At 51.2% G+C, this 15,386-nt stretch carries 13 protein-coding genes; 4 read left to right on the forward strand and 9 right to left on the reverse strand.

The window, feature by feature from the left end:
* Positions 1 to 18 precede the first annotated feature (18 nt).
* From Q9291_RS05785 to Q9291_RS05800, 4 genes are all read right to left on the reverse strand, one after another.
* Positions 19 to 1,011 (reverse strand): NAD(P)H-dependent glycerol-3-phosphate dehydrogenase, encoded by a 993-nt coding sequence (locus tag Q9291_RS05785; protein ID WP_306389077.1) that lies wholly within the window; start codon positions 1,009 to 1,011, stop codon positions 19 to 21.
* A gap of 30 nt (positions 1,012 to 1,041) precedes the next feature.
* Positions 1,042 to 1,518 carry a protein-export chaperone SecB gene (gene secB, locus Q9291_RS05790; RefSeq protein WP_306389078.1) on the reverse strand — a complete coding sequence of 159 codons (477 nt, stop codon included), beginning with the start codon at positions 1,516 to 1,518 and terminating at the stop codon, positions 1,042 to 1,044.
* Between the two features lie 88 nt (positions 1,519 to 1,606).
* A complete protein-coding gene (gene grxC, locus Q9291_RS05795; RefSeq protein WP_306389079.1) occupies positions 1,607 to 1,867 on the reverse strand; it encodes a glutaredoxin 3 in 261 nt (86 codons plus the stop codon).
* 17 nt (positions 1,868 to 1,884) lie between these two features.
* Complete coding sequence (locus Q9291_RS05800) at positions 1,885 to 2,412, reverse strand: rhodanese-like domain-containing protein (protein ID WP_306389080.1); 528 nt, start codon at positions 2,410 to 2,412, stop codon at positions 1,885 to 1,887.
* 40 nt (positions 2,413 to 2,452) lie between these two features.
* Between Q9291_RS05800 and gpmI the strand changes: the two genes are divergently transcribed.
* Together gpmI and Q9291_RS05810 are read left to right on the forward strand one after the other, a co-directional pair.
* A complete protein-coding gene (gene gpmI, locus Q9291_RS05805; protein WP_306389081.1) occupies positions 2,453 to 4,009 on the forward strand; it encodes a 2,3-bisphosphoglycerate-independent phosphoglycerate mutase in 1,557 nt (518 codons plus the stop codon).
* An 18-nt stretch (positions 4,010 to 4,027) separates the two neighbouring features.
* Positions 4,028 to 5,404: a murein hydrolase activator EnvC family protein gene (locus Q9291_RS05810; RefSeq protein WP_306389082.1), complete on the forward strand. Its 1,377-nt coding sequence runs from the start codon at positions 4,028 to 4,030 to the stop codon at positions 5,402 to 5,404.
* A gap of 62 nt (positions 5,405 to 5,466) precedes the next feature.
* On the opposite strand, the gene Q9291_RS05815 is transcribed toward Q9291_RS05810, so the two are convergent.
* The 5 genes from Q9291_RS05815 to Q9291_RS05835 form a co-directional block, all read right to left on the reverse strand.
* Entirely contained in the window at positions 5,467 to 5,751 is a 285-nt protein-coding gene (locus tag Q9291_RS05815) for a hypothetical protein (RefSeq protein ID WP_306389083.1), read from the reverse strand.
* A 51-nt stretch (positions 5,752 to 5,802) separates the two neighbouring features.
* Complete coding sequence (locus Q9291_RS05820) at positions 5,803 to 6,222, reverse strand: secondary thiamine-phosphate synthase enzyme YjbQ (RefSeq protein WP_306389084.1); 420 nt, start codon at positions 6,220 to 6,222, stop codon at positions 5,803 to 5,805.
* Positions 6,223 to 6,282: 60 nt separating this feature from the next.
* Entirely contained in the window at positions 6,283 to 6,813 is a 531-nt protein-coding gene (locus Q9291_RS05825; RefSeq protein WP_306389085.1) for a hypothetical protein, read from the reverse strand.
* Positions 6,814 to 6,907: 94 nt separating this feature from the next.
* Entirely contained in the window at positions 6,908 to 9,490 is a 2,583-nt protein-coding gene (gene clpB, locus Q9291_RS05830; RefSeq protein WP_306389086.1) for an ATP-dependent chaperone ClpB, read from the reverse strand.
* Between the two features lie 325 nt (positions 9,491 to 9,815).
* A complete protein-coding gene (locus tag Q9291_RS05835) occupies positions 9,816 to 11,000 on the reverse strand; it encodes a sialidase family protein (RefSeq protein WP_306389087.1) in 1,185 nt (394 codons plus the stop codon).
* A 136-nt stretch (positions 11,001 to 11,136) separates the two neighbouring features.
* On the opposite strand from Q9291_RS05835, the gene Q9291_RS05840 reads away from it, so the two are divergent.
* Both Q9291_RS05840 and Q9291_RS05845 read left to right on the forward strand, forming a co-directional pair.
* The gene (locus Q9291_RS05840; RefSeq protein ID WP_306389088.1) at positions 11,137 to 14,094 is read left to right on the forward strand and encodes an EAL domain-containing protein; all 2,958 of its coding nucleotides are present in this window, start codon (positions 11,137 to 11,139) and stop codon (positions 14,092 to 14,094) included.
* A complete protein-coding gene (locus Q9291_RS05845) occupies positions 14,087 to 15,367 on the forward strand; it encodes a cyclic di-GMP phosphodiesterase (protein ID WP_306389089.1) in 1,281 nt (426 codons plus the stop codon). Before Q9291_RS05840 ends, Q9291_RS05845 begins: the two co-directional genes overlap by 8 nt.
* Positions 15,368 to 15,386: the final 19 nt, after the last annotated feature.

Here is a 15,386-nt window from a genome sequence, read left to right on the forward strand (position 1 = left end):
CTTTTAGTTTGGAGAGTTTTAAACAGATTCTTGGCGCTGACCGCGGCCAAGCAATGCGCCGACCGCGTCCTGCGCAGTTTTTTGGTTGGTCAGGAGTTGATTCACTTCATAGGTAATCGGCATTTCCACACCGATGGTTTCAGCACGACGCATCACCTCACGCGCAGTATTCACGCCTTCTGCCACATGCCCCAGACCGGCCAAGATGCTTTCGAGCGACTTGCCAGAGGCCAGTTGCAGCCCCACTTCACGGTTTCTGGAATATTGGCCGGTACACGTCAGGATTAAATCACCCGCACCGGCCAGGCCCATAAACGTTTCAGCCTTGGCACCCAGTGCCATGCCAAAACGGGTAATTTCAGCCAGACCCCGCGTAATCATGGCGGCACGGGCATTATTGCCAAAGCCCATGCCGTCAGAAATACCGGCTGCAATGGCCATCACGTTTTTTACAGCACCGCCCACTGAGGCACCAATCACATCTGTGCTGTCATACACGCGCAGACAGCCGCCGTGTACCAGCTGCGCAGCCTGTTGTGCCAGTTCGGCATGATTGGCCGCCAACGTAATCGCTGTCGGCAATCCACGCACGAGCTCGGCAGCAAAGCTGGGGCCACTCAACACCCCCCAGGGGTAATCGCTGCCCAGTTCTTCCTGCGCCACCTCAAACGGCAGCTTGGCGGTTTGTGGCTCTAGGCCTTTGTTGGCCCAGATGAGCGGCTGGCGAATGCCCAATGTTTTAAGCTGTTGCAAAATGGGACGAAAACCAGCCGTGGGGACGACCGATAGAATCAGATCACTACCGGCAACCGCTGTCGCCAGATCCTCTTCAACCGTCAGTTTTTCGGGAAAAGGGAAATCCCCCAAATAAAGCGGATTGGCACGTGCTTTGCGCATGCCGGAGACATGACCACTATTGCGCGCCCACAAGGTCACCTCGTGTTGCAACGCAATATGCATGGCCAGCGCAGTACCCCAGGCACCCGCGCCTAAAACAGCGACCTTGCTCATTTCAGCCAGTCCATTCAGAAAGCTAGCTACTTAGTTAGGTGCGCCTGCGGCTTGTGCAGCCTGTTGCTGCTGTTGCAGGTAAAGCGCTTCAAAGTTGATTGGATTCAACAATACTGGCATGAAGCCGGCACGGGTCACCATATCGGAAATCGCTTCACGCGCATATGGAAACAGAATGTTCGGACAAGCCACCGCTAAAATGGGCTCCAGGTTTTCTGCAGGTACATTGCGAATAGCAAAAATACCAGCCTGGGTGACTTCTACCAGAAAGGCCACTTTGTCTTCGATTTTGGCCGTGACCGTCACTTTGATTGTGATGTCAAAAATGTCTTCTTGTACCTTTTGTACCGCGTTACCCAGCTCAACGTTAATTTGGGGAGTCGTACGTTCAGTGAAAATGGCAGGGGCATTAGGCACTTCGATGGAAGCATCACGCACGTAAAGTTTTTCGATGCTAAATACCGGACCCGCGTTTTGGTCGGCCTGATTTTGTGGTTCCTGAGCCATGAATTATCCTTTTAAATTGTGAATAGACAAAGCCGCTATTCTAACTGCTCGCGGCTAGGCTGACTACGTGTTTTTGATGACGACAGGCTCAGGGCGCTGCCAGCAACGCTTCCAGTGCACCTTGCACATCCAGTGCATGCAAATCGTCAAAACCGCCGACATGCTGCTCACCGATATAAATCTGCGGCACAGTACGACGACCAGTTTTGGACATCATTTCTTCACGCAACTGCGGTTGCAAATCCACGCGAATTTTTTCAATCTCGGTCACCCCTTTGTTGCGCAGCAAGCGCTCTGCATTCATGCAGTAGGGGCAGACTGCCGAGGTATACATCACAACTTTAGCCATTTCTGCTCTTTCCGAAATCATTTAATCAAAGGCATGTTTGCCGAAACCCAGGCCTGAATACCTCCCTGCAACTGATGCAAGGCAGTAAAGTGTTCAGCCTTGAGCAGAGTGCATGCCGCCTTGGCGCGTGACCCGCTTTGACATACCACGAGCACCGGCTTATCACGAAATTTCTGCAACTCGCCAAGCCTGGCATTGAGTTGTGCCAGCGGGATATTGCGAGCGCCTTGCAAATGCCCTTGTGCAAATTCGTCTGGCTCACGGACATCGAGAATCAGCGGTTGATTGCGACTCATCAACATCACCGCCTCGGTCACCGAGATCAGCACACTACCTGCGCCAGCACGCGCCAACATCGGCCATAACAGTGTGATGCCGGAGCCGAGCGCCAAGCCAATTAATAATATATTTTGTTTTAAAAAATCCACTTGATCTTCCGCAAATAAACCGTTTCTAAAACAGACTGCATCCAAACTCCGCACACGGCCAATCAAGGCCGCCGGTAGGCGCAATCCGCACTTGGCATTATAATAGTACACATTCATCAATCCGACGTTCTGTCACCACCATTTAAAAGTGTTCGATATGTCAATCAAACCTGTCATTTTGCTGATTCTGGATGGCTTTGGCCACAGTGACCAGCGTGAGTTCAATGCTGTGATGCAAGCCAACACACCGATTCTGGACGGCCTGAAGGCCCGGTTCCCGCATGGACTGATTAACGCCTCCGAGCACTATGTCGGCCTGCCAGATGGCCAAATGGGCAACTCTGAAGTCGGTCACTTGAATATTGGGGCTGGACGCATTGTTTTTCAAGACTTTGAGCGGATTAATAACAGCATTGCTACTGGTGAGTTCTTCAAACTGCCTGCGCTGGTCAATGCCCTTCAGGTGCTAAAAGCCCAAGACAAAGCGCTGCATATTCTGGGCCTGCTTTCTGACGGCGGCGTTCACAGCTACCAGCCACATATTCATGCGATGCTGGACATGGCACAACAACAGGGCTTAAGCAAAGTATACGTGCACGCGTTTCTTGATGGTCGGGATACTCCCCCAAAAAGCGCGCAACCTTATCTGGAAAAACTGGAAGGCCATCTCCGCCAGCTGGGCACAGGACAAGTAGCCTCTGTCAGCGGCCGTTTTTATGGCATGGACCGCGACAAGCGCTGGGAGCGCGTGGCACCGGCGTATGAACTGGTTGTCAACGGAACCGCCGATTTTGTTGCAGCAGACAGTCTGAGCGCCTTGCAGCAAGCCTATGCGCGAGATGAAAGTGACGAGTTTGTAAAATGCACCGCCATTCGTACCGCAGACGCAGACCCTGTGCGCATTGAAGACGGCGACTGTCTGGTGTTTATGAACTTTCGCAGTGACCGTGCCCGCCAGTTGACCGACGCACTGCTCAACCCGCAGTTCAGTGGTTTTGAGCGCAGCCGCGTACCGCAGTTCAGCCATTACTTTACACTCACCCAATATGACCAGAATCAGGTATTGGCAGAACCGGTATTTGCGCCGTTTACCGTGCCCAACACCCTGGGCGAGTATTTATCCAGACTCGGCCATAAACAGCTGCGCATTGCCGAAACTGAAAAATACCCGCATGTGACGTTTTTCTTTAATGGCGGCGAAGAAAAAGTATTTGCCGGAGAAGACCGCATCCTGATTCCTTCACCCAAGGTCACCACCTATGACCTGCAACCGGAAATGAGTGCGGCGGAAGTCACCGACAAACTGGTGGAGGCGATTGCATCACAGCAATATCAGGCCATCATTTGTAACTACGCGAACGGCGACATGGTAGGCCATACCGGTAATTTGCAGGCGGCGATCAAGGCCGTTGAAACGCTGGACACCTGCGTGGGCCGTGTCGTCGCGGCTGCGCAAACAGCTGGTGCAGAAGTGCTCATCACGGCAGATCATGGCAATGCCGAGAGCATGTTTGATCATGACAGTGCGCAGGCGCACACACAACATACGACCAATCTTGTGCCATTTATCTACATTGGCCGACCAGGGCAAATACAGAATGACGGGGCGCTGTCAGATATTGCGCCGACCATGTTACACCTCATGGGATTACAACAACCGGCAGAAATGACCGGCCGCAACCTGATTACTTTGGTTTCCACATTGGTTTCATAGTGTCTACTGATATGACGCATGTCTGAGTTTTACGCATTGCCCAAACCATTAACACGATGGAGTGCCCGCATAGGCCTCATGGCCTTGTGCATCCTGCATAGTGCGGGCATGCCACTTTCAGCCCAGGCAGCAAAAACTGATAAAGCAGAAACAGCAAAAGGGGACCTCGATCAGATCAAAGAAAAAATTCAGCAACTGTCGAATGCCATTAGCGCCTCACGGGTAGCCAAGCAGGATGCGCATGACGCGCTCAAGGCCTCTGAGTCTGCGATCAGTGAATCGCGCAAAAAATTACGTGATATTCAAGAGGCGCAGCAACGCAACCGCGAGCATTTGAGCGCTCTGCAAAAGCAGATGTCGCAACTGCACCGTGAGGTGGGTAAACAACAACAAGCCATCAGCCAGCAGCTCAACCAGCAATACAGGCATGGCAACACCGGGGCCTTGCAGCTCTTGTTACAACAGCAAGACCCGGCAGACGCTGCACGTAATCTCAAATATCTCGGTTATTTGACCGCAGCCCATCAAAGCCAGATTCAGTCATTGCAAGTCAATCAGGAGGCCATCAGCCGTGTGCGAGCCGAGACGGCGGAGCAAGTACAGGAAACAGATGCACTGGCCAGACAATATAACCAAACCACGCAAAAGCTTGAGCAAGAGAAAACCCAGCGATCAGTAGCCCTCTCGCAACTTTCCAAACAAATCGAGACCCAGGAGCAACAACTGGTGCGCCTGAAAAAGGATGAAGAAGCATTATCCCAACTGTTTCAGAAACTGGTGGCAGCTGCTAAAAAACGCGAGCAGGATGCGCGTGCCAGACAGCAAAAAGAAGCGGCCGCCAAACGTGCTGCCGAGTTATCCAAAAAGAAAAAATCGGCGGGCCGCACGTTCGAACATGCGCCAGAAAGCAAGGTCGATGACAACGCAGGCAATACGCAAAACAGTACGGTGATTGCCAAAAACGAAACACTGCCAGAATACAATGCCCAAAAAGAAAATTTTGCACAACTGCGTGGACGCCTGCGCCTGCCTGTGCGTGGCGAGGTGATTAACCGGTTTGGCAGTGCCCGCGCCGATACAGGCGTGAGCTGGAAAGGTCTGTTTATCCGTGCCAGAGAAGGCAGCGAAGTAAAATCTGTCGCAGGGGGCGAAGTGGTCTTTGCCGACTGGATGCGGGGCTTCGGCAACCTGATTGTGATTGATCATGGCAACGGCTATATGAGTCTGTATGGCAACAATGAAGCCTTGTATAAATCCTCAGGTCAAGCGGTCAAAGCGGGGGATACGATTGCAGCAGTGGGGAACAGCGGCGGCAATGCGGAGAACGGCGTGTATTATGAGCTTCGCCGCAACAGCATTCCGTTTGACCCCTTGCAATGGAGCAGTGTACGCTAGGCTAGCAGCACAAAAAAGCCTGTCAAATGACAGGCTTTCTTATGGCGTCGACCGGATGAACCTTAATTAGCCTCTTCAGGAATCTGCGGCATCGGCGTGGTTGCCCGGGTCTCGGCATAAATCTTGTCGAGCTCTTCTTGCGTCATGGTAATGCCGGGTACACGCTCACTGTCAGATGGCTCATAACCGCCACCACCGGACTTTGCAGCGGGTGCAGGGGCCTCGGCTGCGGGCGCGGTCACAGCGGAATCTTCCGGACTGACTTCCGGGGTCGTTTTTTCTTGTTCACCACACGCAGTGAGAAACAAAGCCAGCAGGCTTGTAAAAAGCAAAGTCATCCATTTCATAAAGTATCTCCTTTAACACGTCGTTATGATTTTAATTACCATTGATGAGTGCTACTCACCAATCACATGCATCAATACCCGTCGACGTGCGGGTTGATGTCGATGTTCAAACAGGAAAATGCCCTGCCATTGCCCCAGGGCCACACGGCCATCAATCACAGGGATGGACAGGCTGGTCTGGGTGAGTGCTGAACGCACATGGGCCGGCATATCATCAGGGCCTTCAACCGTGTGGATAAACAAGTCATCCCCATCCGGTACCAGGCGATTAAAAAAAGCCTCCATATCCACCAGCACATCGCGGTCGTAGTTTTCATTAATCAGTAAACTTGCTGAAGTATGCTGTATATACAGCGTGAGCAGGCCGCTATGCAGGCCGGTTTCTTGCACCCACTGCGACACTTGCGGGGTGATGTCATACAATCGGCGCCCTTGCGCACTGATCTGTAATGTTTCATGGTGTTGTCGCATCACGGGCTCCTAAGCTAAACCAGAATTATACCGTTGATGCCATCTGTAATAAATTGCGGGCTACCAGTACCGCCACCCCATACCCCCTCCCCAGTAAGGACGGTAACCCCAAGGCCCGCCATAAAAACCGGGGCCACCATAAAACCAGGGATCCATACTGCGTAAACGGGCCATGTCACGCTCACGCTTGAGCTTGACTTCAGCTTCGGCACGCGCTTTTTCCCGCTTGTTGATTTCATCGGCAATCGCATTTTGCGTAGCCAATGCATTGGCTTGCTGCATGTAATCCAGCACGCCTTTAGAAATGCCCTTTTGATGCCACTCCAGCACTTCAGAGGCAGAGAGCGCATAACGAGATTGTGACTGTTTGATCGCCTCAATAATCTCGCTATCAGGCTTGCCCTGTTTGCGCATGCTGACAATTTCCTGCAAGCTGAGTGTGGACTGTGCAGGCGGCACCAGCGCAGCCAGTTGTTCCGGAGAAATACGGTCAATCTGCACCGGCTGTGGGGGTTGCGTAGCACAGCCGCCGAGGCTGGAAATCACCAGCGCAACACCTAATATGAGTAACAAGTTCACACGCTTCATCATGCTTCCATTCTACACCCTGCCATTAAAAAAGGGCCACACCAAGTGTGACCCTGAGTCAGGCTGAAGGTTCGATACCCGTTTGAACTGGCCCCTCTCAGACCTTTTGAAATTGCATTCTACCGCCTTGAAAATCCACACGAATGGTATCTTTGGCTGCAAACTGCCCAGCCAGAATTTCTCTGGCCAACGGGTTTTCAATTTCACTCTGGATCGCCCGTTTGAGCGGACGTGCACCATAGACCGGATCAAACCCGGCGTTTGCAATTTCAGCCAGGGCAGCCTCTGTAACGTCGAGCTGCATATCCATCGCGACCAGTCGGTTGGCCAGCAATTGTAACTGGATACTGGCAATCGATTTCACATGTGCCTCACCCAATGCATGGAACACCACAACTTCATCAATCCGGTTGATAAACTCCGGGCGGAAGTGGGTTTTAACTTCGCCCATCACCGCCAGTTTGATCACCTGGTAATCCTGATCCGCCATACTTTGTATCATCTGGCTTCCCAGGTTCGAGGTCATGATAATCACTGTATTCTTAAAGTCTACAGTGCGACCCTGACCATCGGTCAGCCGACCATCATCCAGCACCTGCAACAACACGTTAAATACATCCGGATGGGCTTTTTCAACCTCATCCAGCAATATCACCGAATAAGGTTTACGCCGCACGGCTTCAGTCAGCGTACCGCCTTCTTCGTAGCCGACATAGCCCGGAGGCGCGCCAATCAAGCGCGACACAGAGTGCTTCTCCATAAATTCGCTCATATCGACGCGAATCAAATGCTCCTCGGAATCAAACAGAAAGCCTGCCAATGCCTTGCACAGCTCAGTTTTACCGACACCGGTAGGGCCCAGAAACAAAAAGCTGCCATAGGGACGATTAGGGTCACTCAAGCCTGAACGCGAACGGCGAATGGCATCTGATACTAGTCGCACGGCCTCATCCTGCCCCACCACGCGCTGATGCAGCTTGTCTTCCATATGCAACAGTTTTTCGCGCTCGCCTGTCATCATTTTGCTGACCGGGATACCGGTGGCACGGCTGACGACTTCGGCAATCTCGTCGGCCCCCACTTCAGTGCGCAACATTTTATGCTTCATCGTCCCCGTCACCTCTGCACTGGAGGCCTGTTTGAGCTGGGCTTCCAGCTGCGGCAATTTGCCATACTGCAACTCCGAGACTCTTTGCCAGTTGCCTTCACGCGTGGCGGTTTCCATCTCAAGCTTGATTTTTTCTATGGCCTCTTTGACCCCGGCAGAACCTTGCACAGCTGCTTTTTCTGCCTTCCAGATATCCTCGAGATCGGCATACTCTTTTTCCAGTCTGGAAATTTCTTCCTCGATGAGCTCAAAGCGTTTTTTGCTGCCCTCGTCTTTTTCGCGACGCACCGCTTCACGTTCAATTTTCAACTGGATCAGGCGCCTGTCCAGCTTATCCATGACTTCCGGCTTGGAATCGATTTCCATTTTGATACGCGAGGCCGCTTCATCAATCAGGTCAATCGCTTTATCCGGCAAAAAACGGTCAGTGATATACCGGTTGGACAATTCTGCCGCCGCCACAATAGCCGGATCGGTAATTTCCACGCCGTGGTGCAATTCATATTTTTCCTGCAAGCCACGTAAAATGGCAATGGTGGCTTCCACACTCGGTTCATCCACCAGCACTTTCTGGAAGCGGCGCTCCAGTGCGGCATCTTTCTCGATATATTTGCGGTATTCATCCAGTGTGGTGGCACCAACGCAATGCAACTCACCGCGTGCCAACGCGGGTTTCAGCATATTGCCTGCATCCATGGCGCCTTCAGACTTACCGGCACCCACCATGGTATGAATTTCATCAATAAACACAATAGTCTGGCCTTCGTCCTGCGCCAACTCTTTGAGCACTGCTTTCAGCCGCTCTTCAAACTCGCCACGATATTTGGCACCGGCAAGCAAGGCGGCCATATCCAGACTCAAGACTTTTTTATTTTTGAGTGAGTCAGGCACTTCGCCATTGACGATGCGCTGCGCCAGCCCTTCGACAATCGCAGTTTTACCGACACCAGGTTCACCGATCAGCACTGGGTTATTTTTGGTTCGGCGTTGCAGCACCTGAATCGCGCGACGGATTTCATCATCGCGACCAATCACCGGGTCCAGTTTCCCCGCACGGGCACGCTCGGTGAGATCAAGTGTGTATTTTTTCAATGCCTCACGCTGCCCTTCCGCTTCCTGATTGTGCACAGCGTCAGTACCACGCACGGCCTGAACTGTTTTTTCCAGTGCAGACTTATTCAAACCATGCTGTTTGAGCAGTTTGCCGGTTTCGCCCTTGTCTTCTGCCAGTGCGAGCAAAAACATTTCGCTGGCAATGTAGGTGTCACCATGTTTTTGAGCATGTTTGTCGGTGATATTGAGCAGATTATTCAAATCGCGCGAAACGCTGACCTCACCCGCGTTTTCACTGATCTTGGGCAGACCAGCAATGGCTTGAGTCAACCCGGTCTTGAGTGCAGGCACCTGTACCCCTGCGCGTGAGAGCAAGGCAGACACGCCAGATTCTTCCTGATTGAGCATCGCCAATAATAAATGTGCAGCCTCAATGGTAGGATGATCAGCACCGACTGCCATGCTCTGTGCATCGGCCAGTGCCTGTTGAAATTTGGTAGTGAGTTTATCAAAACGCATGGCAAACCCTTTCATTGTGTGAGTAAAGCCACATCAAGCGGCTGGATACCCCTATAATGCGGCGGGTTTTTGCTTTTTCAATAGATATACATCAAATTCATCCGGGAAAATAAGAGGTGAACACCTAACCCCGCTTTAGGGCGCCTGTATTCATTCAAATCGCTAAGCAGCCTTGGCGCGATTAAAAAATTTAGACGCCGCATCTAGTGGATATGCAAGGAGAAATTTTTCATGCACAACGCACTATCGCAACGGAATTTGAATTATTAGAGGTGCCCTTTAAGCATAGTAACCGACAAAGCCTTGCATGAGCGAAATGGACGGCCTATGGCAGAGAGGTGAATGGCAATACCTGTAAACCTCTTTCAGCCGTGTTGATGACAAGGACGACTTGCCCCTGCAAGCTCAGCCAAAACGGATAATCCAGCTTGCCCGCCCCTCGTAACATCACACTGGGCGAGTTCCACGTTTTTCCACCATCCAGTGAAGCCATACTCAAGATTTCCATGCCATTGCTGCCCTGTTCGCGCCAGGCCAGCCAAACCTTATCGCCCAGACTATACAAAGCGGGATACCCGGCATTTTTCCGGTTGTCTCCAAAACGTTTAGGGGGCGAAGTCACCCAGGCCTCGCCATCCATGCGGGCAATACGCAAGCCTGGACGATCGCCCGCACCATCAAAGTAGGCCAAATGGTAACCAAAGCCTTCACCCATGGCCAATGCAGCACCATGCTGCGGGCAGCCATTCATTTTCCAGTGTCCATAGCTTGCGCGCACCAGCACGGGCTTGGTTCCAGGTTTTATTTCTGCCATGGCATGATCTCGCTCACCACCCGCAAATACATGCCGCCACAACACAGCGACCGTACCATCGGGTTTACTCGCCGTGGCGATACGACAGCAATCGCAACTGTTGTCTGCCAACTTCTGCGCAGCTAAAAAGTGCTTGCCCATATCAGTAGATACTACGTAATAAATTGCCGCACCGTCATAAGGCTTTCCCACAGCTCGAGCGGCCAGCGCATCGCGCATATCGACCCAGAATAATGTCAGTGTGCCATCAGCGGCAATCTGCAATTCATCATGGCGGTGCATGCTCTCCTGTTTATCCTGATGCACGATATACGCAGGTTCAAAGCTTTTTCCACCATTGAGCGAGCGGGCAAACCAGATCGCCCCGACAAAAGGTTTTTTTAATGCCTCACTCCAGGACACATAAATATTACCGTTGGCAGCCACGGCTACTTTGGGCCTGATCTCTCCGTCTGCGACAATGTTCATCTGGCTCCCATTCACAGCCACTGGTGGTGAGAAATGCTTTCCAGCATCTTCGCTGACGGACAACCATACCTGCCCTTGCCTGACTTGCACTTGTAAGAGTCTGCCTTGTGCATCGCTGGCAACGCTGACTGCAAGACTTGTTGCCTGCTCAGCATGGGTCTCTTGAGCAGACACACAGACTGCCCAACAACCGAGAAGCAGCAACCCCTTCACCAACCAAGCACGCACTACCCCTCCTTTTGACCGTCTGATCACAATAAATTTATTACAATTGATTTGAACACGAGACTAAAGTTCATTGGCTCTGCCGCCGTTAACTCAACTATCCGCACAACGATTACAAGCCGGACAAAACATACCGATTATGTCAATGCAACCTCATTTTGATCATCATAGTACAGCATGGTTACGGCCGCTGGCCACAGCCATGCCTGACATGCCCATGCTCGCGATTAACCGTCGCGCACAATGCCTGGCTGCCAATGCGGTTGCGATCACGTCACTGGATCTGTCCACACATATAGAACACCCGGTAGTTCTGCCAAAAAATCTGCGCCAGTCGCTGGTGCAAGCGATGCGTAAACAAACAGCTGAAGTCTCTGTTTCTATACAGAGTTCAGGCTTGACGCGACATTTCAAATGTCGCCTGTTTTACCCGCAACAACAACGACGCGCTATTGGTTTGATCTTGCAGGAAGAAGAAAAAAACCTCACCGAACAGTTGTTGCATATGCATTCGGTTGTGCAATCTTTGATTGAAATGAGCCCGGATCTGATCTCAATTAAGGATCCTGACAACCGCTGGATCATGGCAAACCAGCGCATGCTGAATACTTTTCAGATTGATGCGCATGACTTTGAGTTTCAAAACAACCTGCAAATCGCCAATGCCTTGCACCCGGTTTTTCGCAACAGCTTTGAACATCACGAAAAGTCGGATCAGGAGGTATGGCATACACGCCAGGCATACCGTAATGAAGAGCTGGTGCATTTGCCGGAGGGTGGCTACAAAACGCTGGAAGTGCGTAAAGTGGCTCATTTTGACCGCCATGAACAACCCAGCCACTTAATTACAGTCGCCAGGGATGTCAGTGAGCAAAAATTCATTGAAACCCAGCTGTATAACCGTAGTGCAGTGCTGGATACCCTGATCTCCTGTGACTGGATGCTGCATTCTGCCGAACGCTGGCAAAATGTCGCCGAGAATGTCTTGCAGCAGTGTTGCCTGTCATTCCGCTTTAGCCGAGCTGTGTTACTACAGCACCATATGGTCAATGGCCGCGAGCGGCAGGAAATGCGATCGCAAGCCATTTATCATTGGGCGATGAACGGGTTTCACCCGACTTATGACCATTGGGAAAAAGTTTCATTCACCTCACCGCATTTGCAACGCTGGCATACGCTGCTGTCCAAAGGACAGCCAGTCATGTGTGAGGCCAACACTCTCCCTGAAGATGAACGTTTTCTGCTCAAATCACATGACACCGTCAACATGGTCATTGTGCCGTTGATGATTGACCATGAATGGTGGGGCTCGATTGTAATCGAGCGTTGCTTTGATGCAGAAAATACCAGTTCGCAAGAGCTTGGTTCGCTGATGGCCATAGGCCGCACACTCAGTGTGGCCATTGATCGAGAACAAACCGGCGGTCATCTCAAGCTGGCAAAGATTGCTTTCGACAGCACCACCGAAGGTATTATGATTGTGAACCCGGCGGGTGAACTGGTTGGCATCAATCAGGGCTACACCCTGATCACAGGTTACGATGAAGCCGAAGTGCTGGGCACCAAGCCACAAATTTTCAGGCAGCGTCCACGCGGTTTTTTTGGCGCATTAAAACGCCATGGCAAATGGACAGGCGAGATCGAGAATTACCGTAAAAATGGTGAAACCTACACCGAATGGATGACGATTACCGCTGTGCGCAATCATGCCAATACCATCACCAATTACGTGGGGGTATTTGCCGATATCAGCGAGATCAAACGCTCGCAACATCAATTGAATGCACTGGTCAATCATGATCCGCTCACTGGCCTACCAAACCGCAGGCTGATAAGTCAGTTGTTTAACCACGCCATTCAACGGGCCAATCGCAACCAGCAACAGTCGGCGGTCCTCTTTATCGATCTTGACCGTTTCAAGAATATTAATGACAGCCTCGGCCACTATGCCGGAGACCAGCTATTGTTGGGGGTGACTGACCGCATTCGCACCTCTTTGCGTGAGTCTGACATTGTGGGACGTCTGGGCGGGGACGAGTTTATCGTGCTGCTGGAGAATATCCACGACAAAGAAGATGCCGCCCATAAAGCGCAAGACATATTGCTGGCGCTCAAACGGGAATTCATGATTGATGCACATGAGATTTTTGTGGGTGCAAGTATCGGCATTTCTATGTATCCGCAAGACGGAACGGATGTTGAAAGCCTGATCAAGGCAGCCGATCTGGCCATGTATCAGGTCAAAAACAATGGCAAAAACCATCACTTGTTTTATGACGCTTCATTGAGTCGCGATGCAGTCGAGCACTTCCAGATGGAAACTGAATTACGCCAGGCATTGAGCCGTCAGCAATTACGTGTGTTCTACCAGGCACAAATTGACCTGAATACCGGCCTGATTGTAGGCGCCGAGGCACTGATACGCTGGCAACACCCCACCCAAGGGCTGATTCCACCCGGCAAATTTATTCCGCTGGCCGAAGAAACCGGGCTGATCCTGAGCATTGGTGAGTGGGCGCTTACACAAGCGGTGAGCCAAGCCAATGAATGGCACCATCTGCACCCGGAGTTCAAGAAAATTGCGATCAATGTGTCTGGCGTACAGATCATGAAGAGCCAGTTTGCAGATACAGTATATGGCGTCCTGGTGGATAGCAACTGTGACCCGTCTATTGTGGAACTGGAAATTACCGAAAGTACATTAATGCAGCATACGCAGCATGTGGTGAATACGTTCAACCAGCTCAAACAGCTTGGCGTCAGCATTGCGATTGATGATTTTGGCACCGGTTATTCATCGCTGTCACACTTGAAACGCTTACCATTAGACCAAATAAAAATTGACCGCAGCTTTGTCAAGGACCTGCCTGATGACAAGGATGATGCGGCCATTACCAGTGCAATTTATGCCATGGCGACCCAGCTCGGGTTTACCGTGGTGGCCGAAGGAGTCGAAACAGAAGAACAGGAAAAATTTTTACAACGCCTGGGTTGCCAGACCGCACAAGGCTACTTGTACGCCTATCCGGTCAGCGCCGATGCATTTTTGCAGCTACTTGAGTTAAACAATCAAAGAAAAATAAAACGCCATGCCTAGTCAAGCCTCAGACACTTTTTACATAGAGACCTCACAATTGCGTGTGGGGCTTTACATCCATCTCGATTTGGGCTGGATGGACCATCCTTTTTCGGTCAGCAACTTCAAACTCACGGATGACGCGCAAATTGAAACCATCAAGTCACTCGGGTTAAAGCAGGTGCGTTACGACCCCAGACGAAGCAGTACAACTCCGGCACAAAGTAATAATGTGGTTGAGTTTCCACTAAAAAAAGCAAGTCATGCAAATACTGAAGTTATCAACGATAGCCCGAGCCTGACACCGACCCAGCAAAAACAGCAATTATTCAAACAAGCGATTCACGAAAGTGAACAAAAATTCATTCAAACCAGTACGGATGTCAGGAGTATTCAAAAGCTTTCAGTCGAGCACCCGGATCAGGCCTATCAGATTGCCTCCACATTGGTGAGCGACCTCGTGAGCAATACGCTGACCGAGAGTGATATTGCCATGCATGCCATGAATGGTCATCGTATTGGTGACCAGCACTATCAGCATGAGTTAAACATTCTGGTACTCAGCATGATGCTGGCAAAAACCATGCAAGTCAGTGAAGAGGATGCAGTAATTTTGGGCATGGCAGCTATTTTACATGACATAGGCAAGCGCCAGATCAGCGACAAGATTCTGCTGAAAAGAGACCCTTGGTCAGAGCGCGAAACCTCCATTTTCAAGACCCATGTCATCTTGGGTTTGGGCATGCTCAAAGACCTGCCGGTACCCAAAAAAATGCTGACACTGATTGCACAACATCACGAATTTGCGGATGGTAGCGGCTACCCCAAAGGATTGAAATGCGAACAGATTGATGCGCTCTCGCACATCCTGATCATCGCCAACATGTATGACAATCTGTGCAATCCGTCAAACCCGAATCCCGCGCTGGCAAAATCACCCTATGAGGCCTTGTCATTGATGTTTGCACAGCAGCGCCATCTGTTTGACCAGAGCATCCTGCGCCGCTTTATCAAATGTCTGGGCATCTACCCGCCCGGCAGCATTATTCGCCTGTCTGACCAGAGACTGGCGACCGTATTGTCCACCAACCCGCAACAACCGTTGCGGCCGTTTGTGCAACTGATTAACGATAATGATGATGAAGACGGGCTGATTATTGATATGCGTGAATCGATGGAGATCAATATCACGCAATGCATTAAAGCCGATCAGCTGACAGCCATTCAGCAAAGTATCCTGCGCAGAAAACAACGCACCAGTTACTTTATTGACAAGGTCTACGCGACCTCATAACGCACATGCCCGGCAGGGC

Source organism: Methylophilus aquaticus, assembly GCF_030769565.1.
Taxonomy (GTDB): Bacteria; Pseudomonadota; Gammaproteobacteria; order Burkholderiales; family Methylophilaceae; genus Methylophilus; species Methylophilus aquaticus.